The 20,360-nt window shown below is 64.6% G+C and carries 19 protein-coding genes and 1 pseudogene; 6 read left to right on the top strand and 14 right to left on the bottom strand.

All coding sequences use genetic code 11. The features are described 5' to 3' along the window. Window positions 1–195: 195 nt before the first annotated feature. From JMJ54_RS14845 to JMJ54_RS14820, 6 genes are all read right to left on the bottom strand, one after another. Window positions 196–1,128 carry an SPOR domain-containing protein gene (locus JMJ54_RS14845; RefSeq protein WP_203539336.1) on the bottom strand — a complete coding sequence of 311 codons (933 nt, stop codon included), beginning with the start codon at window positions 1,126–1,128 and terminating at the stop codon, window positions 196–198. Window positions 1,129–1,130: 2 nt separating this feature from the next. Next, window positions 1,131–2,243: a rod shape-determining protein RodA gene (rodA, locus tag JMJ54_RS14840; RefSeq protein ID WP_308438013.1), complete on the bottom strand. Its 1,113-nt coding sequence runs from the start codon at window positions 2,241–2,243 to the stop codon at window positions 1,131–1,133. After that, window positions 2,236–4,161 carry a penicillin-binding protein 2 gene (mrdA, locus tag JMJ54_RS14835; RefSeq protein ID WP_203539335.1) on the bottom strand — a complete coding sequence of 642 codons (1,926 nt, stop codon included), beginning with the start codon at window positions 4,159–4,161 and terminating at the stop codon, window positions 2,236–2,238. Before mrdA ends, rodA begins: the two co-directional genes overlap by 8 nt. Window positions 4,162–4,189: 28 nt before the next feature. After that, window positions 4,190–4,696: a rod shape-determining protein MreD gene (gene mreD, locus JMJ54_RS14830; RefSeq protein ID WP_203539334.1), complete on the bottom strand. Its 507-nt coding sequence runs from the start codon at window positions 4,694–4,696 to the stop codon at window positions 4,190–4,192. Beyond that, window positions 4,696–5,589 (bottom strand): rod shape-determining protein MreC, encoded by an 894-nt coding sequence (gene mreC, locus JMJ54_RS14825; protein WP_203539333.1) that lies wholly within the window; start codon window positions 5,587–5,589, stop codon window positions 4,696–4,698. Before mreC ends, mreD begins: the two co-directional genes overlap by 1 nt. A 72-nt stretch (window positions 5,590–5,661) precedes the next feature. Continuing rightward, window positions 5,662–6,705 (bottom strand): rod shape-determining protein, encoded by a 1,044-nt coding sequence (locus tag JMJ54_RS14820; protein ID WP_070530477.1) that lies wholly within the window; start codon window positions 6,703–6,705, stop codon window positions 5,662–5,664. Between the two features lie 201 nt (window positions 6,706–6,906). Between JMJ54_RS14820 and gatC the strand changes: the two genes are divergently transcribed. From gatC to gatB, 5 genes are read left to right on the top strand one after another with little or no spacing between them, the layout of a single operon-like run. Then, window positions 6,907–7,194 carry an Asp-tRNA(Asn)/Glu-tRNA(Gln) amidotransferase subunit GatC gene (gene gatC / locus JMJ54_RS14815; protein ID WP_070532751.1) on the top strand — a complete coding sequence of 96 codons (288 nt, stop codon included), beginning with the start codon at window positions 6,907–6,909 and terminating at the stop codon, window positions 7,192–7,194. After that, entirely contained in the window at window positions 7,191–7,787 is a 597-nt protein-coding gene (gene lpcA, locus JMJ54_RS14810; RefSeq protein ID WP_203539332.1) for a D-sedoheptulose 7-phosphate isomerase, read from the top strand. The genes gatC and lpcA overlap by 4 nt, the downstream gene beginning before the upstream one ends. Window positions 7,788–7,794: 7 nt before the next feature. After that, the gene (gene gatA / locus JMJ54_RS14805) at window positions 7,795–9,243 is read left to right on the top strand and encodes an Asp-tRNA(Asn)/Glu-tRNA(Gln) amidotransferase subunit GatA (RefSeq protein WP_203539331.1); all 1,449 of its coding nucleotides are present in this window, start codon (window positions 7,795–7,797) and stop codon (window positions 9,241–9,243) included. Then, window positions 9,243–9,986: a GNAT family N-acetyltransferase gene (locus JMJ54_RS14800; protein WP_203539330.1), complete on the top strand. Its 744-nt coding sequence runs from the start codon at window positions 9,243–9,245 to the stop codon at window positions 9,984–9,986. The genes gatA and JMJ54_RS14800 overlap by 1 nt, the downstream gene beginning before the upstream one ends. A gap of 22 nt (window positions 9,987–10,008) precedes the next feature. After that, a complete protein-coding gene (gatB, locus tag JMJ54_RS14795; RefSeq protein WP_203539329.1) occupies window positions 10,009–11,448 on the top strand; it encodes an Asp-tRNA(Asn)/Glu-tRNA(Gln) amidotransferase subunit GatB in 1,440 nt (479 codons plus the stop codon). Window positions 11,449–11,511: 63 nt separating this feature from the next. On the opposite strand, the gene JMJ54_RS14790 is transcribed toward gatB, so the two are convergent. The 5 genes from JMJ54_RS14790 to JMJ54_RS14770 form a co-directional block, all read right to left on the bottom strand. Then, window positions 11,512–11,778 carry an acyl-CoA-binding protein gene (locus JMJ54_RS14790; protein ID WP_203539328.1) on the bottom strand — a complete coding sequence of 89 codons (267 nt, stop codon included), beginning with the start codon at window positions 11,776–11,778 and terminating at the stop codon, window positions 11,512–11,514. Window positions 11,779–11,911: 133 nt separating this feature from the next. Next, complete coding sequence (locus JMJ54_RS14785) at window positions 11,912–13,195, bottom strand: dihydroorotase (RefSeq protein WP_239000115.1); 1,284 nt, start codon at window positions 13,193–13,195, stop codon at window positions 11,912–11,914. Next, window positions 13,192–14,163: an aspartate carbamoyltransferase catalytic subunit gene (locus JMJ54_RS14780; RefSeq protein ID WP_203539327.1), complete on the bottom strand. Its 972-nt coding sequence runs from the start codon at window positions 14,161–14,163 to the stop codon at window positions 13,192–13,194. Before JMJ54_RS14780 ends, JMJ54_RS14785 begins: the two co-directional genes overlap by 4 nt. Before the next feature lie 142 nt (window positions 14,164–14,305). Next, complete coding sequence (gene ruvX / locus JMJ54_RS14775; RefSeq protein WP_203539326.1) at window positions 14,306–14,737, bottom strand: Holliday junction resolvase RuvX; 432 nt, start codon at window positions 14,735–14,737, stop codon at window positions 14,306–14,308. After that, a complete protein-coding gene (locus tag JMJ54_RS14770) occupies window positions 14,734–15,291 on the bottom strand; it encodes a YqgE/AlgH family protein (protein WP_189462294.1) in 558 nt (185 codons plus the stop codon). Before JMJ54_RS14770 ends, ruvX begins: the two co-directional genes overlap by 4 nt. A 98-nt stretch (window positions 15,292–15,389) precedes the next feature. On the opposite strand from JMJ54_RS14770, the gene JMJ54_RS14765 reads away from it, so the two are divergent. After that, a complete protein-coding gene (locus tag JMJ54_RS14765) occupies window positions 15,390–16,796 on the top strand; it encodes a cryptochrome/photolyase family protein (RefSeq protein ID WP_203539325.1) in 1,407 nt (468 codons plus the stop codon). 54 nt (window positions 16,797–16,850) lie between these two features. Here the strand turns inward: JMJ54_RS14765 and fba are convergent. From fba to JMJ54_RS14750, 3 genes and pseudogenes are all read right to left on the bottom strand, one after another. Continuing rightward, window positions 16,851–17,843: pseudogene (gene fba, locus JMJ54_RS14760) on the bottom strand (class II fructose-bisphosphate aldolase); the annotation flags it as partial. 226 nt (window positions 17,844–18,069) lie between these two features. Continuing rightward, window positions 18,070–18,954, bottom strand: coding sequence for an SEL1-like repeat protein (locus JMJ54_RS14755; RefSeq protein WP_203539323.1), 885 nt, complete (start codon window positions 18,952–18,954; stop codon window positions 18,070–18,072). Between the two features lie 92 nt (window positions 18,955–19,046). Next, complete coding sequence (locus JMJ54_RS14750) at window positions 19,047–20,345, bottom strand: carbohydrate-binding protein (protein WP_203539322.1); 1,299 nt, start codon at window positions 20,343–20,345, stop codon at window positions 19,047–19,049. Window positions 20,346–20,360 lie beyond the last annotated feature (15 nt).

Here is a 20,360-nt window from a genome sequence, read left to right as displayed (position 1 = left end):
CAGCCAATGCTGACAGCCGGAACGGCTTTCTACCAGTCCATCAGCATAACTGAAAATTATTTTCATACTGCCGAATATGTACAGCAACTTATGAAAGGCCACTGATCAAATACAGGCGGTAGAAACACCGGCATGCTGCCCTCGTTACCGCCGTAAAAAAGGGCGGAAAATTCCGCCCTTGATCGGGTTCATGCTTTAACGCGCAATGACCGCCTGCAGGTTGTGCTGACCGGTCAGTGTTTCCGCCGCCGCCAATGCACTCTGCCGGTCCGGGTACGGGCCGATGCGAACGCGGTGGACTGCGCCGCTCGACTGGATCACCAGCTTGGCACTGTTGCCGTCGAGCATGCTGGCATAGCGGTCCCGGAAGGATTCCGCATTGGCCAGACTGCTGAACGCGGCCAGTTGCAGATAGACGCCGGCGTCAGTATTAGCGACCGGTACCGGTTTTGGGTCGCCATCGAAAGGGAGTGGCGCATCCACCTGCTGCTTGGCCTGCGCCAGCACCGACGTCGGCGCATCCGGCGGCAGCAGGCTTTCCACCTTGAGTTCGGCGCTGCCCTGCATCGCATAACCCAGACGGCATGCGGCGAGGAAGGACAGATCCATCACCCTGCCCTTGTGGAAAGGACCGCGGTCGTTGACGCGGACAATGATGCTGCGGCCGTTCTTGACGTTGGTGACGCGCGCATAGCTCGGCAGCGGCAGGACCGGACTCGCCGCCGTCATCGCGAACATGTTGTAGGTTTCGCCGATCGACGTTTTCTGGCCGTGGAACTTGCGGCCGTACCACGAGCCCATGCCCGTTTCGACCGAGTTGCCGGGCGCAGCCAGCGGCGTGAACGACAGTCCGAGCACGGTATAAGGGCGGTTGGCCCACTTGTGCAGCGGCTCCCAGCGCGGTACCGGTTCGGGGATCAGGTCGATGTTGGCGGGGATGTCGGCCATCGGGCCGTCGTCCTTGTAGAACGCCCCGCCGTTGTCGAGTGCCTTGTAGTCGCAGCTGTACTGCGATGGCGTCCCGCCAGCCGGTGCCGGCGTCGTGCCGGCTACCGGTTTCGTCGGTGTCGTGCTGCACGCGGTCAGACCAAGCAGCGCCGCCACGGCGAGCAATCCACGCAATGTCATTGTTACCCCTTCATCAGCTTGCGATCGCGGCCGACGCTCATCAGGAGGCCGAAGGTCGCGAGAATGGACACCATCGAGGTGCCGCCATAGGAAATCAGCGGCAGCGGCACGCCGACGACCGGCAGGATGCCGGACACCATGCCCATGTTGACAAAGGCATAGGTGAAGAAATTGAGCGCAATCGCCCCGGCCAGCAGCCGGCCGAACAGCGTCGGTGCCCGGCTGGCGATGGTCAGGCCGCGACCGATGACCAGCAGGTAGAGCACCAGCAGCACGCCGTTGCCGAGCAGGCCGAACTCCTCGCCGAACACGGCGAAAATGAAGTCGGTCGTCCGCTCCGGAATGAAGTCGAGGTGGGTCTGCGTGCCGTTGAGCCAGCCCTTGCCGAGCACGCCACCCGAGCCGATCGCGATCGTGCCCTGGATGATGTGATAACCGGCCCCGAGCGGATCCTGCATCGGATCGAGCATCGTCGCGATCCGGCGGCACTGGTACTCCTGCAGGATGTTGATGCACAGTTCCCAGTGCGTCACCGTGTAGGCGAGCGCGCCACCGGCCACACCCATCACCGCCAGGAAGCGCCAGCTCAGTCCGGCCAGAAACAGCACGTAAAAGCCGCTCGATGCGATCAGCAGGCTGGTACCGAGGTCGGGCTGCTTGAGGATCAGGCCGACCGGCACCACCATCAGCAAGGCAGCTGCGACGAAATGCTTCCAGTTCAGCGTCGTTTCGAAGTGATGGAAGAACCACGCCAGCATCAGCGGCATCGCGATCCGCATCAGCTCGGACGGCTGGATGCGGGTGATGCCGATATTCAGCCAGCGCGTCGCGCCGTGACTGGTGACGCCGAACAGTGCCACCGCCACCAGCAGCGCCACACCGACAACGTAGGCCGGCAACGCCAGCCGCATCAGCGTCTGCTGCGAGATGTTCGCGAAGAACCACATCACGCCCAGCGAAATCCCCATGAAGGTGACCTTGTCCATCACCTTGTCGAGGTCGCGGTTCGACGCCGAAAACAGCACGATCGCCGAGACGGCGAAAATCAGCAGCGTGAACAGGAACAGCCACGGGTCGATCGGCTGCTTGATCCGGTTCCAGATCGTCTTAATCACTGATGTCTTCCTGCGCCGCCACCGGCGCCGAGGCTACGGCCGATGCGTCGGCGGCCAGGGCCGCCGGCATCTTGCCGAGCAGATAGTAGTCGAGCACCTGACGCGCGATCGGCGCTGCGGCGGCGGCGCCGAAACCGCCGTTCTCGACGATGACAGCCAGCGCGATCGTCGGCTTGTCGGCCGGCGCGAAGGCGACGAACCACGAGTGGTCGCGCAGCCGTTCGTTGATTGCCTTGGCGTTGTACTTGCCACCGCGCAGGCTGAACACCTGGGCGGTACCGGTCTTGCCGGCTGCGACGTATGGCGCACCGGCAAAAATGCGCGTGGCGGTGCCGTACTGGGTCACGCCGACCATGCCGCGTACGACACGCTCGATGTTCTCCGGCTTCCACGGCAAGGTACGCTCGGGCTGCGGTTCGATCCGGGTCTGCTTGCCGCTGCTCTTGTCGATCACGGTTGCAACGACGTGGGGCCGGAACATCACGCCACGGTTGGCGATTGTCGCGATGCCGTGGGCCATCTGCAGCGGCGTGTACGAGTTGTAGCCCTGGCCGATGCCGATCGATACGGTCTCGCCCGAATACCACTTCTGCTGCGCCGGCGTCCTGAAGCGCTTCTTTTTCCACTCAGGGCTCGGCAGCACCCCCGGACGTTCGCCCGGCAGGTCGATGCCGGTCAGCTGGCCGAGATCGAGCGTCGCCATGAACTTGGCGATGTAATCGATGCCCATCTGCACCGCGAGCTGGTAGTAGTAGGTGTCCGACGACAGCGGCAGCGAGCGGTCGAAGTTCATCGAACCGTAACCGCCCTTGTGCGAGTCGCGGAAGCGGTTGTTGCCGTAGATGAAATAGCCCGGATCGGAAATCGTCTGCCTTGTGAGCGGGAAGTTGCCTTCGAGCGCGGCGATCGCCATGAACGGTTTGAACGTCGACCCCGGCGGATACTCGCCACGCAGTCCCCGGTTCAGCAGCGGCTTGTCGGGCGATTCGTTCAACGCCTTCCAGCTGTCCGGATCGATGCCGTCGACGAACAGGTTCGGGTCGAAACCGGGTTTGGATACGAAGGCCAGCACGCCGCCGTCGCGCGGATCGATCGCGACCAGCGAGCCACGGCGTTCGCCGAACAGCTTTTCGACCATCTCCTGCAGCTTGATGTCGACCGACAGTGTCAGGTCCTTGCCCGGTTGCGGCGGCGTCCGGCGCAGGGTGCGGATCGCCCGGCCGCCCGAGTCGATTTCGACTTCCTCGAAACCGGTCGTGCCGTGCAATTGGGTCTCGTAACTGGCTTCGATGCCGAGCTTGCCGATGTGATCGGTCCCGCGGTAGTTGGCCAGCTCGCCATCCTCGTCGAGCTTGGCCAGATCCTTGTCATTGATCCGGCCGATGTAGCCGATCAGATGGCTGGCCACTTCCTGAAACGGATACTGACGGAACAGCCTCGCCTTGATCTCGACGCCGGGAAACTGGTAGCTGTTGGCAGCAAAGCGCGCCACTTCCTCGTCGGACAGCCGGGTGCGGATCGGCAGCGATTCGAAATCGCGCGTTTCCTCCATCAGCTTCTTGAAGCGGCGGCGATCCTTGCCGGTGACGTCGACGATCTTCGACAGCCGCGCGATGGTCTCGTCGAGACTGTCGGCCAGCTTGGACGGCGTGATTTCGAGGGTATAGGCGGAGAAATTGTGCGCCAGCACCACGCCGTTGCGGTCACGGATGATGCCGCGCGCCGGCGTCACCGGCACCAGCGAAATCCGGTTGGCTTCGGCCAGCGTCTGGTACTTGTCGTGCTGCGCCACCTGCAGCCAGACGAAACGGGCAAACAGCAGCCCGAACAGGGCGAGCACGAACAGCACCGCCGTGACGATGCGCAGCTGGAACGCGTAACGCTCCGCCAGCGAATTCTTCAGTTCATTGCGCGCCATTACGCCTCCGCGCGCGACGATGGGCCACTCATAGCTCGTCCGGCACCGATTTGCGCTGATGCATCAGCATCAGGTTCGACAACGGCGGCCACAGCAAGGCCGCCAGTACGCTACCGGCGAAATAGGCCCAGCCGACGAAGGGCGCGCCGAGCGCCATGCGCACGATGACCATGATCACCTGCGCCAGCGTCAGCAGGCCGAAAACGATGAGTGCCTGCTGCCAGAACGCGAACACCGCCATCTGCCGCTGACGGATCAGCACCAGATAGGCGATCACCGAGTACGCCAGCGCGTGCTGGCCGAGGACATTGCCGTCACCGACATCCATCAGTACGCCGAGAATGAAGGCCGTGGCGACACCGACGCGACGCGGCTGGTTCAGCGCCCAGTAGACGATGAACAGCGCGACGAAATCCGGCGCGAAGTTGGCGATCGACACCTGCCACGGCAGCAGGTTGACCAGCAGCGCGACGATGAAACTGAGCACGATGAAACCGATGCTCACCGGTCGCAGCAATTGATGGGAAATGGGCATCAGTTACCCTTCTTGTGCTTGCCCGCACCCGCCGGCTGCGACGCGGCCTCGGGGTACGGTGGCATGTCGCTGCGATGATCGAGCAGCAACAGGAAGCGGTGCCGGTCGACGGCTGCAACGGGTGCGCAAACGACGCGTGCGAACGAGGAACCGCGCTCGACCTTGACGACCTTGGCCACCGGCAGGCCGACCGGATAGATCCCGTCGATCCCCGACGTCACCAGCACGTCGCCGAGCTGGATGTCGACATTCGGCGCCATGTTGCGCACCTCGAGCGGCTGATGCGCACCCATGCCGTAAACGACGGTTCGCAACTGGTTGCGCTCGACCACGACCGGCACCATCTGGTTGCGGTCCGAAATCAGCCGGATCTCGGCGGTCAGCGGCTGGACACGAACGACCTGCCCGACCACGCCCGATGCATCGATGGCGATCTGCCCCGACCGGACGCCCTGCTGCTCGCCACGATCGACGATCAGCCGCGACGTGAACGGGTCACGCCCGTTGTAAAGGATTTCGGTCAGCTGCGACGACTGCCCCACCGTGTCGCGCCGCACACTCAGTTCGCGCAGGCTCGCATTTTCGGCCTCGAGCGCCTTGAGCCGCATCGCCTGCGCGCGGGCCGCGAGCTGGGCGTCGTTGAGCTGGCGGTTCTCGGCCATCAGCTCGGTCTGGCGCGACAGGAAGTCGGCGGTGTTGCGCAGCGTCGCGAACGGCGCGGTTGCGGCCCACTGGAGCGGATACAGCAGCACCGAGACCTGCTCGCGAATACGGCCGAGCATGCTGTACTGCGCATCGCCGACGATGAGTCCGATCGACAGCAGCGAAAAGATCAGCAGCCGCGTAAGCGGCTTCGGACCCTGTTTGAAAAAAGCGGGAGGGCTGGTTTGCATGACCGGTCAGGCGCGAAATCAACGAAAAACCGGACGCCGGGCACATTGCCCTGCGTCCGGCACGCCTTATCCTTAGTCGCGGGTAAAGATCGCCGTGACCTTGTCGAGCTTGTCGAGCGCCTTGCCCGAACCGCGCACGACGCAGGTCAGCGGATCTTCGGCGACGATGACCGGCAGGCCGGTTTCTTCCATCAGCAGACGGTCGAGATCGCGCAGCAGCGCACCGCCACCGGTCAGCACCATGCCCTTGTCGGCGATGTCGGCGCCGAGTTCCGGCGGCGTCTGTTCCAGCGCCTGCTTCACGGCGGAAACGATCTGGTTCAGCGGCTCGGTCAGCGCTTCGAGGATTTCGTTGCTCGAAATCGTGAACGAACGCGGAATGCCTTCGGCCAGGTTGCGGCCCTTCACTTCCATTTCGCGTACTTCGGCGCCCGGGAAGGCCGAACCGATGCGCTTCTTGATTTCTTCGGCGGTGGTTTCGCCGATCAGCATGCCGTAGTTGCGGCGGATGTAGTTGATGATCGACTCGTCGAACTTGTCACCACCGACGCGCACGCTGCTGGCATAAACGATGCCGCCGAGCGAGATCACGCCGACTTCGGTCGTACCACCGCCGATGTCGACGACCATCGAGCCGGTCGCTTCTTCGACCGGCAGGCCGGCACCGATCGCCGCAGCCATCGGCTCCTCGATCAGCTCGACCTTGCGTGCGCCGGCGCCCAGCGCCGATTCCTTGATCGCGCGGCGTTCGACCTGGGTCGAACCGCAGGGCACGCAGATGACGATGCGCGGGGGGGAGCTGAACAGGCGGCTCGGGTTCACCTTCTTGATGAACTGCTTGAGCATCTGTTCGGTAATGGTGAAGTCGGCGATCACGCCATCCTTCATCGGGCGGATCGCGGTAATGCTGCCCGGCGTACGGCCGAGCATTTTCTTTGCTTCGGCGCCGACGGCCAGAATGGTTTTCTTACCCGACGGACCGCCTTCCTGCATGATCGCCACCACCGACGGCTCGTCGAGGACGATGCCCTTGGCTTGCATGTAGATCAGGGTGTTGGCGGTGCCGAGGTCGATCGCGATGTCGTTGGCGAAGTAACCGGAGAGAAGACCGAACATTAGTTTACTCGCAATGGTATTGGGGTCGTGTACAGGGCGCCGGCAAGGGCCGTCGCCAAAGAATAGGTTTTAAAGCCAGAACGGGTTGCGGGCGATAAGTTCCGCCGACGTTCATACCCGGGGCCAGCTTGGGTGAAACAAACCCGGCATGATACCCTAAGGCGCTGATGATCATAAGGACTTAGCAGGGGGAAAATGCTCATGTCTCTCTCCTTGGACGACGTACGGCGCATCGCCAAACTGGCCCGCATCGCCGTTACCGACACCGAGCTTGCTGCAACGCAACAACAGCTCAACAAAATCTTTACGCTGATCGAAGAAATGCGCGCGGTCGACACCACCGGCATCGCGCCGATGGCCCACGCGCAAGACGTCCATCTGCGCCTGCGCGACGACGTCGCCACCGCGCCCGACCGTCGCGATGCCTTCCAGGCGATCGCCCCGGCCGTCGAGAACGGCCTCTACCTGGTTCCGAAGGTGATCGAATGAGCATCAGCACCGTAGCGCAGCATCTGCGCGAAGCCCAGCAGGTTCTCGAGCGCGTGCTCGCCGACGACGCCTTCCTCGCCTCGGTCGATGCCGCCGCCCAGTTGCTGGTCAGCAGCCTCAAGGCCGGCGGCAAGGCGATCTCGTGCGGCAACGGCGGCTCGCACTGCGACGCCATGCACTTTGCCGAAGAACTCTCCGGCCGCTACCGCGACAACCGCCCGGCACTGGCCGCGATCGCCGTGTCGGATCCGTCGCACATCACCTGTGTCGGTAACGACTACGGTTTCAACGACATTTTCTCGCGTTTCGTCGAAGGCCTCGGCCGCGACGGCGACGTGCTGGTCGGCATCACCACCAGCGGCAACTCGGCCAACATCATCCGTGCGGTCGAAGCCGCGCGCGAGCGCGGCATGAAAGTGCTGCTGCTGATGGGCAAGGACGGCGGCAAGCTCAAGGGCCAGGCCGACGTCGAAATCATCGTGCCGCACTTCGGCTACGCCGACCGCATTCAGGAAATCCACATCAAGGTCATCCACACGCTGATCGACCTCGTCGAACAGGGCATGGGCTACCGCCCGGCCGATCCAGCCTGAGCTACCCATGATCGAAAAATCACTCAAACAACTGTCCGGCATGCTGGCGGCCAAGGACGTCTCCGCCGTCGAGCTGGCCACCGAGTACCTCGGCCGGATCAAGGCCAACGCCGCGCTGAATGCCTTCATCGCCATCGACGAAGCCAAAACGCTGGCGCAGGCGCAGGCCGCTGACGCCGCTCGTGCGGCCGGCAATGCCGGTGCACTGACCGGCATCCCGGTCGCGCACAAGGACATTTTCTGCCAGCAGGGCTGGGTCGCTTCGTGCGGCTCGAAGATGCTGGAAAACTTCGTCGCGCCCTACAACGCCCACGTGATCGAACAGTGCGATGCCGCCGGCCTCGTCACGCTCGGCCGCACGAATATGGACGAGTTCGCGATGGGCTCGTCGAACGAGAACAGCGCATTCGGCGCGGTGCTGAACCCTTGGGACCGCAAGGCGGTACCGGGCGGCAGCTCGGGCGGCTCGGCCGCGGCCGTCGCGGCACGGCTGGCGCCGATCGCGACCGGCACCGATACCGGCGGCTCGATCCGCCAGCCGGCGAGCTTCTGCGGCGTCACCGGCATCAAGCCGACCTACGGCATCGTCAGCCGCTTCGGCATGATCGCCTACGCCAGCTCGCTCGATCAGGGCGGCCCGTTCGGCAAGAGCGCCGAAGACTGCGCGCTGCTGCTGAACGTGATGGCGGGCTTTGACGAGCGCGACGCGACCAGCCTGCAGCACGCCAAGGAAGACTACGCCCGCGATCTGGACGCACCGCTGGCCGGCCTGCGTATCGGCCTGCCGCGCGAGTACTTCGCCGAAGGTCTTGCCGCCGACGTCGCAGCAGCGATTGACGCCGCCATTGCCGAATACAAAAAGCTCGGTGCTACCGTCGTCGACATCAGCCTGCCGAACACCAGGCTGGCGATTCCGTCGTACTACGTGATCGCGCCGGCCGAAGCGTCGAGCAACCTGTCGCGCTTCGACGGCGTCCGCTACGGCCATCGTGCTGCCGACTACGACGGCCTGACCGAAATGTACGAGAAGAGCCGTGCCGAAGGCTTCGGCTGGGAAGTGAAGCGCCGCATCCTGACCGGCACCTATGTGCTGAGCCACGGCTACTACGACGCCTACTACCTGCAGGCGCAGAAGATCCGCCGCATCATCGCCGACGACTTCCAGCGCGCCTTCGCCGACTGCGACCTGATCATGGGTCCGGTCGCACCGGGTACCGCGTGGAACCTCGGCGACAAGAACGCCGATCCGGTGGCGATGTACCTCGAGGACATCTACACGCTGGGCGTCAACCTCGCCGGCCTGCCGGGCATGAGCGTACCGGCCGGCTTCGACACGGCCGGACGGCCGATCGGCCTGCAGATCATCGGCAACTACTTTGCCGAAGCGAAGATGCTGAACGCCGCTCACCGCTTCCAGCAAGCCACCGACTGGCACCAGAAGGCACCGGCGCTGTAATGACGCCGGACCGCATCACCGAGATCGAGGCGCTGACGACCAGCGCCTGGCCGGCCCGGGCAACCGAGCTGGTCGACGGCTGGGTGCTGCGGTTCGCCAACGGCTACACCAAGCGCGCCAACTCGGTGACGCCGCTGTACCGGGGCGTGCAGGCGAATGCGGACAAGCTTGGCTATGTCGAGCAGCGTTACAACGCGCTCGGCCAGCCGGCAATCTTCAAGCTGACCGCCGCCTCCGGCGAACTCGATGCGCTGCTGGGCGCACGCGGCTACGCGCAGACCGACGTATCCAGCGTACAGACGCGGATGCTCGATGACTTCCCGACCGCCAGCGATCCGGCCGTGACGCTTTACGACCACGTCGATGGCGTGTGGTTCGACGCCTTCGCAACGATGAACAGCGTCAGCGCCACCCAGCGCCCGACCGCGCTGGCACTGCTGAAAAGCTACGTCTGCCCGGTTGCGTTCGCAGCGCTGGCCGAACAGGGGCGCCTCGTCGCCTGCGGCTTTGCCGTACGCCAGCAGGACAGCATCGTGCTGTACGACATCGTTACCGACCCGGCGCAGCGCCGTCACGGTCATGGCCGCCGGCTGGTTAACGCGCTGCTGGCCTGGGGCCGGCGCACCGGTGCAAAGCGCTGCGTGCTGCAGGCCGTTGCCGCCAATACGGCGGCAACGGCGCTGTACGCCAGCCTGGGCTTTGCTGAACAGTATTCCTATTGGTATCGCCGTCAGCCCCGCTGACGGCCACACAGAGAGACACACCATGAAATGGGAAGTCGTCATCGGGCTGGAGGTGCATACCCAGCTCACCACGCAATCGAAAATTTTCTCGTCGGCCAGCACGGCGTTCGGCGCAGCACCGAACACCCAGACCGCTGTCGTCGACATCGCCCTGCCCGGCGCGCTGCCGGTGATGAACAAGGCCGCCGTTGAAAAGGCGATCCAGTTCGGTCTGGCAATCGGCGCCAAGGTCAACCAGCGCTCGGTGTTCGCGCGCAAGAACTACTTCTACCCCGACCTGCCGAAGGGCTACCAGATCAGCCAGTTCGAGCTGCCGGTGGTCGAGGGCGGCGCGATCACGATCAATGTCGACGGCGTCGACAAGACCATCAACCTGACCCGCGCACATCTGGAAGAAGACGCCGGCAAGTCGGTACACGAAGACTTCCACGGCCTGTCGGGCATCGACCTGAACCGCGCCGGCACACCGCTGCTCGAAATCGTGTCCGAGCCGGAAATGCGTTCAGCTGCCGAAGCGGTCGCCTACGCCAAGGCGCTGTATTCACTGGTGACGTGGATCGGCATCTGCGACGGCAACATGCAGGAAGGCTCGTTCCGCTGCGACGTGAATGTCTCGGTGCGCCCGGAAGGCCAGAAGGAGTTCGGTACGCGCCGCGAGGTCAAGAACCTCAACAGCTTCAAGTTCATCGAACAGGCGGTCAAGGCCGAAGTCCAGTACCAGATCGAACTGATCGAAGATGGCGGCAAGGTCCAGCAGGCGACGGTGCTGTTCAACCCGGACACCGGCGAAACCCGCGCAATGCGCAGCAAGGAAGACGCGCACGACTACCGCTACTTCCCGGATCCGGACCTGCCGCCGCTGGTGATCAGCGACGAATGGGTAGAGCGCGTGCGCAGCGAACTGCCGGAACTGCCGGCGGCGATGCAGGCTCGCTTCGTCGAGCAGTACGGCATCCCGGCCTACGACGCGGCCACGCTGACCGCAAGCAAGGCACTGGCCGGCTACTACGAAGCCACCGTTGCCGCCGGCGCCGATGCCAAGCTCGCCAGCAACTGGATCATGGGCGACGTCTCCGCGACGCTGAACCGCGAGGAAAAGGACATCGTCGATACACCGGTCTCGGCCGAAGCACTGGCCGGTCTGATCCGCCGTGTCTCGGACAACACGATCAACAACAAGACCGCCAAGGACGTGCTGCGCAAGATGTGGGACGAGGGCGTGACCGATCCCAATGGGGCCGACGCCATCATCGAGCGTGACGGCCTGAAGCAGGAAACCGACACCGGTGCACTCGAAGCCATCGTCGACGAAGTGATCGCCAACAATGCCAAGTCGGTCGAGGAATACCGTGCCGGCAAGGAAAAGGCGCTGAACGCACTGGTCGGCCAGTGCATGAAGGCCAGCAAGGGCAAGGGCAATCCGGGCGTGTTGACCGAACTGCTGAAGCAGAAGCTCGCGTAATCACTTGCGGTGATCTGCCAATAAAAAGCGGCCTGCGGGCCGCTTTTTCATTGTGCGCAACGATCAGGAGTCGTTGCGCTTGAGTTCTTCGACGAGGTCGATGTACTGCTGCTTCGCGCCGTCGTTGCTCACGCCCTTGAGCTTGGCCCAGGCGTCGTACTTGGCCTGTGCGACAAAGTTGAGCGCGCCTGGGCGGTCACCGCTGACGTCGCCTTCGCTCGCCTGCTTGAACAGCGCGTAGAGCTTGAGTTTGGTCTGCACATCCGGTGCATCGTTGAGCTTCACCACTTCATCCTGAGCGGTCTGGAACAGGCTGGCCAGATCGGACATGTAATCTCTCCTCTCAAATTTCAAACACACGTTTGAAAAACAGATCCGAGTATAGCGGGGCCGTTGCACGACGCCAAGCGCCGACGCAAAAACGCCCGTCACCGGGACGGGCGTCGGTCGATACCGGTTTCGCTCAGACCGTGTACACGCACTTGCCCTTCACAAAGGTATAGCGCGCACGGCCCTTCACTTCCATGCCGGCAAACGGCGTGTTCTTGCCCTGGCTGCGCAGCGCTTCGCGCGTCACCGTCCACGCCTCGTTCGGGTCGAACACGACGAGGTCGGCGCGGCTGCCGACCTGCAGGTCGGCGCTGAAGCCGATCTTGGCCGCCGGCACGCTGGAGATCTTCGCCAGCGCGATCGGCAGCGCAATGCGGTTGCGTTCTGCCCATGCCAAGGTCAGCGGCAACAGCAGTTCCAGACCGGTGGCGCCGCGTTCGGCTTCGGCAAACGGCAGCAGCTTGCCGTCGTCGTCGACCGGGCTGTGGTCCGAGCAAATGGCGTCGATGGTGCCGTCGTTCAGGCCGGCAACGATCGCATCGCGGTCGCGCAGGCTGCGCAGCGGCGGATCGAAACGGTACTGGCTGTCGAAGTAGCCGATGTCGACGTCGGCCAGATGGATGTGGTTGATCGCCACGTCGCACGACAGCGGCAGGCCTTCGCGCTTGGCCTCGCGGACCAGCTCGATGCCGGCGCCGCTGGACAGCCGGGCGATGTGCACCTTGCAGCCGGTGGCGCGCATCAGCTGGACGATCTGCGCAATGGCGATCGTCTCGGCGATCACCGGGATGCCGGTCAGCCCGAGGCGCGACGCATAGTCACCGTCATGGGCAACGCCGTCGTTGACGAGGCTGGCCTCTTCCGGACGCAGCCGCAGCTCGAAGCCGAACGTTGCCGCGTACTGCATCGCGCGGTACAGCACCTGCAGGTCGGCGATCGGCACGTCGCCTTGCGAAAACGCCACGCAGCCGGCCTCGCGCAGCAGCGCCATTTCGGTGATTTCCCGGCCCTTCAGGCCGACGGTCAGCGCGCCGACCGGATACAGCCGGGCCAGATCGTGCTTGCGCGCACGCTGGCGCAGATTCATCACCAGACCCGGTTCGTCCAGCGGCGGATCGGTATCGGGCGGGCAGACGATGCTGGTCACGCCGCCGGCGACCGACGCGGCCATCTCGCTCTGCAGCGTCGCCTTGTACTCGTTGCCCGGCTCGCGCAGCCGCGCGCACAGGTCGACCAGACCCGGGGCGACGACGAGGCCGCTGGCATCGATGTCCAGTTCGGCCACGAAGCCGGCCGGTGCACTGCCGACGCCGACGATCTTGCCGCCGGCCAGATACAGGTCGCCCTGCGTGTCGGTACCGTGGGCGGGGTCGATCAGGCGACCATTGCGGATGACGGTGTTCTTGGTCTCGATCATGCTTGCGCCCCCCGGCCGCGCTGGTTTTCGGAAACGATGGCCATCACTGCCGTACGCACGGCGATCCCGAAGGTCACCTGCGGCAGGATCACCGCCTGCGCACCGTCGGCAACGGCCGAGTCGATTTCGACGCCGCGGTTCATCGGCCCCGGATGCATCACGATCGCGTCGGGCTTGGCCAGCGCGAGTTTTTCCGGCGTCAGGCCGTAGTACTTGAAGAATTCGTGCGTGCTCGGCAGGAAGGCGCCGCTCATCCGCTCGTTCTGCAGCCGCAGCATGATCACGACGTCGACGTCCTTCAGGCCTTCGGCCATGTCGTGGTAGACGTGAGCGCCGAGGCTCTCCATCCCGGTCGGGATCAGCGTCTTCGGCCCGATCACGCGCACTTCCGGGCAGCCCAGCGTCGTCAGCGCATGGATGTCCGAACGGGCAACGCGCGAGTGCAGGATGTCGCCGACGATGGCGACGCGCAGCTTGGTGAAATCGCCCTTGAAGTGGCGGATCGTGTACATGTCCAGCAGCGCCTGCGTCGGATGCGCGTGGCGGCCGTCGCCGGCGTTGACGACGGCGATGCCCGGCTGCACGTGCTGGGCAATCAGGTGCGCCGCGCCCGATTGCGCATGGCGCACGACGAAGAGGTCGGCGCCCATTGCTTCAAGGTTGTGGATGGTGTCGAGCAGCGTTTCGCCCTTGGCGGTGCTCGATGCCTGGATGTTCAGGCTGGTGACGTCGGCGCTCAAACGCTTCGCGGCGATCTCGAACGTCGTCCGCGTGCGGGTGCTGTTCTCGAAGAACAGGTTGAACACCGAGCGGCCGGCCAGAGTGGCGAACTTCTTGTTGCCGGCCTCGCCGGCGGCGACATACTCGGCGGCGCGGTCGAGAATCTGGGTGAGGATGCGCTTGGGCAGCCCCTCGGTCGTCAGCAGGTGGATGAGCTCACCCTGCGCGTTCAGTTGCGGGTTGTACATGATGCTCCCTGAAAAATGGATGCAAAAAGGCCACGCCGCTGCGGCGGCCGGAGGGCGCGCTGCGGGAGGAATTCGGGGAAAATCCGGGCCGGCTGGCCCGGCAGGACAGGAAGATGGGCGAGCAGGCCGTGCCGGCTCACTGCTACCGCGCCCCGCCCTGTTCGGCGATCTGATCGAAATGGGCCTGCAGGATCTGCATCGCCGCGACTTGGTCGAGGACCGGCTTCTGCCGGCGGCCGCGCAAGCCGGTATCGTCGAGCGCCATCGATGCCGATTTCGACGTGTAGCGCTCGTCGACCAGCGTGACCGGCAGGCCGAAGCGGCCGGTCAGCCGACTGGCGAACTTGCGCGCGAGCCGGCTCGCCAGCTGTTCTTCGCCGTCGATGCCGAGCGGCAGGCCGACGACGAACAGCGTCGGTTGCCACTGGGTGATCAGTGCTTCGATGCGGGCAAAGCGCTTGTCGGTTTCAACGGTGGCAATGGTTTCGAGCGGATGGGCGATACCGAGCTCGGTACTGCCCATCGCGACGCCGATTCGCGCCTCGCCGAAATCGAAAGCCAGAATCGTGCTCATGCGTGTCCGGCTTCGTCCGACAGCATCGCCACGTCGATGCCCAAGAGTTTGAGCGCCGCATCGTAGCGTTCCTCGGCCGGCAGCGCGAAGATGATTTCCGGATCGGCCTCGACCGAGATCCAGCTGTTCTGGGCCATTTCGGCCTCAAGCTGGCCGGCTTCCCAGCCTGCATAGCCGAGCGTGACGAACATTTTCTCGGGACCGCCACCCTCGCCGACGGCAAGCAGGATGTCCTTCGACGTCGTCAGCCCCATCTCGTCCGACACCGACAGCGTCGACTGCCAGTCGCCCAGCGGCGTGTGCAGCACGAAACCCCGGTCGGTCTGGACCGGGCCGCCAAAGCACACCGGCAGCTCGGCCACATCGGGCCGGTGCAGCTCGACGTCGATCTGCTCGAACAGCGTCGTCAGCGTCATGCCGACCGGGCGATTGACGATGACTCCCATCGCGCCCTTGTCGTTGTGATCGCAGACGAAGGTCAGCGTCTTGGCAAAGATCGGGTCGGCCAGTGAAGGCATGGCGATCAGGAAGTGGCGTGAAAGGTCGAGGTCCATGGGGCAATTATCGCACAAGCGGGCTGCCGAACGCAGGCCGTCCCTGCGCCGCAACAAACGCTAGACTAGGCAAGTCAGGGACTTCCGATTCGAGCTTCATGTCTACCGCCCTCGTCTGGCTGCGTCGCGACCTGCGACTTTTCGATCACGCAGCGCTGTTTCATGCGCTCAAGCATCACGACTGCGTGATCCCGGTCTTCATTTTCGACCGCGACATCCTTGATCCGCTGCCTCGTGCCGACCGACGGGTTGCCTTCATTCACGCAACGCTGGCCGAGCTCAAGGCCGAGCTGGTCGCGTGTGCCAGCGAGCTTGTGGTCCGTCACGGACAACCGACGACGGCCATTCCGGCGCTGGCACGGGAGTTCGGCGCCACGGCCGTCTACGCCAACCGCGACTACGAACCGGCCGCGATCGCCCGCGATGCCGAGGTTGCGGCGAGGCTGGCTGCTTTGGAAATCGGTTTCGAAACCTTCAAGGATCAGGTGATCTTCGAACAGGACGAAATCCGGACGAAGACCGGCGGCATGTACAGCGTCTTTACCCCCTACAAGCGTGCCTGGCTGGCGAAGCTCGACGACTTTTACGTCCGCGCCTATCCGGTGCGGCAATACGCCCACCGGCTGGCGCTGCTGCCCCCGCAGCCCTGGCCTTCGCTGAGCGAACTGGGCTTCGAGCCGGACGAGGCACCGGCCTTGCCGGCCGGATGCAGCGGCGGCGAAACGCTGTTCAACGATTTTTGCACCCGGCTGGACCGCTATCACGAGACGCGCGATTTTCCGGGCATCAAGGGGCCGTCCTACCTGTCGGTGCACCTGCGCTTCGGCACGGTGTCCATTCGCGAACTGGCCGCGCATGCCTGGCGCCAGGGCGGCGCCGGAGCCGAGACGTGGCTGTCCGAGCTGTGCTGGCGCGATTTCTACCAGCAGATCCTCTGGCACCGGCCCGACGTGGCCGGGCACGCCTTCCGGCCCGAGTACGATGCCCTGCCGTTCCCGAACGACCCGGCACTGTTCGCCGCCTGGTGCGAGGGCCGAACGGGCTATCCGATCGTCGATGCCGCGATGCGCCAGCTGAACCGGACTGGCTACATGCACAACCGGTTGCGGATGATCGTCGCCAGCTTTCTGGTCAAGGACCTGCTGGTCGACTGGCGCTGGGGCGAGCGCTACTTCGCCGAAAAACTGCTCGATTTCGATCTTGCCGCCAACAACGGCGGCTGGCAGTGGGCCGCCAGCACCGGCTGCGATGCCCAGCCCTATTTCCGCATTTTCAATCCGGTCACGCAGTCGGAGAAATTCGACCCGGACGGCCGTTTCATCCGCCGCTATTGCCGCGAGCTGTCCGCACTGGGCCCGGATGCAATCCATGCACCGTGGCTGGCGCATCCGATCGGTCTGCGCGAAGCCGGCGTGCGGCTGGGGACCGACTACCCGTGGCCGGTGGTCGACCATGCAAAACAGCGCGAGCTGGCGCTCGCGCTGTTCAAACGGTCAGGGCATTAACGGATCGGTATCGGCTCAGGCAGCGAGCTGGATCACGTTGTGCTTTTGCAGAAAGCGCGATGCCTGACCGGCCGCGCCGAAAGCGGCGTAGCGGTCTTCGCAGACCTTGCGCATCGCCGCGATCGCCGGCTTCAGGTAGGCACGCGGGTCGAAATCGGCCGGGTTGGTCGCGAAGTGCTTGCGGATCGCGCCGGTCATCGCCAACCGCAGGTCGGTGTCGATGTTGATCTTGCGCACGCCGAAGTAGATCGCCTTCTGGATTTCCTCGACCGGCACGCCCCAGGTCGGCTTCAGTTCGCCGCCGTACTCGCGCAGTTCTGCCAGCAGTTCCTGCGGCACGCTCGAGCTGCCGTGCATGACCAGATGGGTGTTCGGAATCGCGATGTGGATGGCGCGGACGCGGTCGATCGCCAGCACCTCGCCGGTCGGCGGCTTGGAGAACTTGTACGCGCCATGACTGGTGCCGATGGCGATGGCCAGCGCGTCGACGCCGGTGGCGGCAACGAAATCGCGCGCCTGAATCGGATCGGTCAGCAGCTCGTCGTGCGACAGCTTGCGGTCGGCACCGACGCCGTCCTCGGCCTCGCCCATGCCGGTATCAAGCCGGCCGAGGCAGCCAAGCTCGCCCTCGACCGATACGCCGCAGGCATGCGCCATCTCGACGACCTGCCGGGTGACACCGACGTTGTAGTCATAGTCGGCCGGGGTCTTGCCGTCGGTCATCAGCGAGCCGTCCATCATCACGCTCGAGAAACCGAGCTTGATCGCGGTCATGCACACGGCCGGGCTGACGCCGTGATCCTGATGCATCACGATCGGCAGATTCGGATAGCTGGCCACGGCACCTTCGATCAGCTGCTTCAGGAAGGTTTCGCCAGCGTATTTGCGGGCACCGGCGCTCGCCTGCAGGATGACCGGGCTGTCGGTCGCGGCAGCGGCCTGCAGGATGGCCTGCACCTGCTCGAGGTTGTTGACGTTGAACGCCGGCACGCCGTAGCCGTTTTCGGCAGCGTGATCGAGCAGGGGGCGTAATGCGACGAGGGGCATGGGGTCTCTCCGGTAGCGGCGGCTGGCGCCGTGTTGCATTGCATCACACGCACTTTAGCCTTCCGTTCGCGCCGCACCCAATCGGGATATTCGGCATTCGGGATACGCCCATTCGGGAAAGCACTGAAACCAGTCGTTGGCATTACGCCCGGCAAAACCGGAAACAAATGCCTTTCCGTTCAGTACCTTGCCGAAAACAGGCGCTACCCCGAAGCAGACCAATGCCCTACTTCGACGGCGCGGGCATCACCTCGAAACGCGCCCCGCCCATGCCGTCGGCGGTAAAGGCGACGTCAACCGGGAAAGTCTTGCCGCACGCGGCAAACAACCACGACTCCTGCCAGTGGCCGGTAATCAGTTTGTAGCGCACCGGCGGCTTGAATTCGAGCGTCAGGTACTGGGCGTCGGTCAGCGGCGCAACGATGCGCACATCCTTGAGCGCCAGGTTCTCGTCGATGCACTCGGCCTTGCGCGCCGCCACCTCGAGCCGCTGACCCAGCGTCGGATCGTTGATCACGTCCCGGCGCAACTTCAGCGAGGTCAGCGAATCGTTGGCTTTCAGCGGAGCGATCCAGTCCTTCTTGCCGGCCTTTTCAAACCACATCGCGACCTCGTCGCGCGGCACACCGTTGATGCTGCCAGCCAGTTCCTGCGCGATGGCCTGTACCGCCTCGGGCTGGCCGGCTTCGGCCGCACGCCACAGCCATTCGGCCGCACGGCGGTCGTCGCTGCGCGCCGACAGCGGTCGTGCCGCCAGCGCCTTGTAGCGGTCGGAGTCGAGCTTGCCGTCCGGCTTGATCAGCCCGTCGGTCACCCGGCTGGCCAGACTGGCCGACAGCAGCAGCTGCGCGTCGACATTGTCCTTTTCCGCCATGGGCGTCAGCACCCGGATCGCCGCGCCGACATCGGCCTCGGTCCCCAGCCCGCGCTGGTAGAACTGCGCGAGCTGCAAACGCGTCCAGTCCGTGGCGCTGCCGTCCTTGACGTCGGCGCTCGCCGATGCGAACGCCAGCGCGTAATCATGCTTGGCCAGCGCCGCTTCGATGACGCTTTCGGCGGCCTGCGCCCCGATACTCGCGCAGCACAGTGCCGCGATGATCCATTTCTTCATGCCACATCCTTGCTCGGCAGCCCCCGGAGCGGGGCCGGCTCCAATGAAAAACGCCGGTCCTTCGACCGGCGTTGATCATAACCGAGGCTGCGCTACTGCGTGACCAGCGGCAGAGAGACGCGTATCGGCGCCGGATAAACGCGACCATCGGCGTAGGTCAGCTGCACATCGATGCGATGATTGCCATCCGGCAGCGCCGGCAGGATGACCGCGCCATAGCGCGTGCCTTCGTAGTCGTGCACCACGCGCTGCAGCCGGTGCACCACCACGCAGCGGCCGTCCGAATTGCTCCAGTCGCACGGATCCATGCCCGCCGACACGTCGAAGACACTGCCGTCGAACCACGGCTGACCATCGATCGTTACGGTGACACGCTTGAGCCACGAATCCGGGTGATCGACCCGCTGCTGCAGATAGACCGAAGTCGGCCGCTTCTGCTCGTCGAACAGCAGATCGATGATCGGCTGCTGGCCCGGAATGGCCATGAAGTCGCCCTGCGCCTTCAGCTGCTCGTCGATGCCGCCGACGATGTCGACCTCGACCGGCTCGCTCAGGGTGCAGTCACCGGTATTGAGCGGTGTACGGCTGCACAGCTCGACCCGGAAGCGGTGCTTGCCGGTCCACAAGCCACGGTAGGTATTGCTGTGACGGTAGAACGGCGGCTGATGGACTTCCAGCCATTCGGGCTCGCCCCCGGAGACCGAATAGTTGTCGTCATAGACGTGCCAGTCCATGGCGTTCTGCCAGTTGGTCGCCTGCCAGGTAAAGCTGACGCTGTCGCCACTGACGACCGGCGCGATGATCTGGGCCAGATTCGGTGCAGGGGTAGGCGCCGGAGTGGGTACCGGCGTCGGGGTCGGGGTCGGCGAATGGCAATCGCCCGGTGTCGGCGTGTAAGGCGTGGGGGTCGGCACCGGGGTAGGTGCAGGAATCGGCGTCACCGAGCCGATCTTCTCCCATGCGCCCCACTCGCTGCTGCCCGGCACTTCGTTCTGGGTCCACCACTTGGCGCGGTAGCGGTAGCCGAGGTACACGACCTCGTCACCCTGCTGGTACACGCCGTTCGCCGTCCACCCAAGGCCGCGGTTCTCCAGCCGCCACGCACCGCTGGTGCCGTCGGGGGCATCGTTCTGGTTCCACCAGTTGGCGACGTAGACCTTCCACTGGTAGCTGACACGCTCGCCGGCCTGATAAGACATGTCGGGATACCAGTTGGCCTGAACGGGAACCACGGAAGGCGCCGGCGTCGGTGCGGGCGTCGCCCCCGGATACTGGGGATAGGTCACCGGTGTCGGCGAAGGTGTAGGCGGTGGCGGGGCGCACCCCAGCGCCTGGGTCGCGCTCAGTGTCAGCAGCAGTAGTGCCGGCGGAATCAGGGTATTCGGCTTCATCGTGTCTCCTTGTCG

Origin of the sequence: Jeongeupia naejangsanensis (assembly GCF_016865585.1) — a bacterium.
In the GTDB taxonomy this organism is placed as follows: domain Bacteria; phylum Pseudomonadota; class Gammaproteobacteria; order Burkholderiales; family Chitinibacteraceae; genus Jeongeupia; species Jeongeupia naejangsanensis.
The sequence above is the reverse complement of the archived record's forward strand: the minus strand, read 5'-3'. Positions and strand labels throughout refer to the sequence as shown.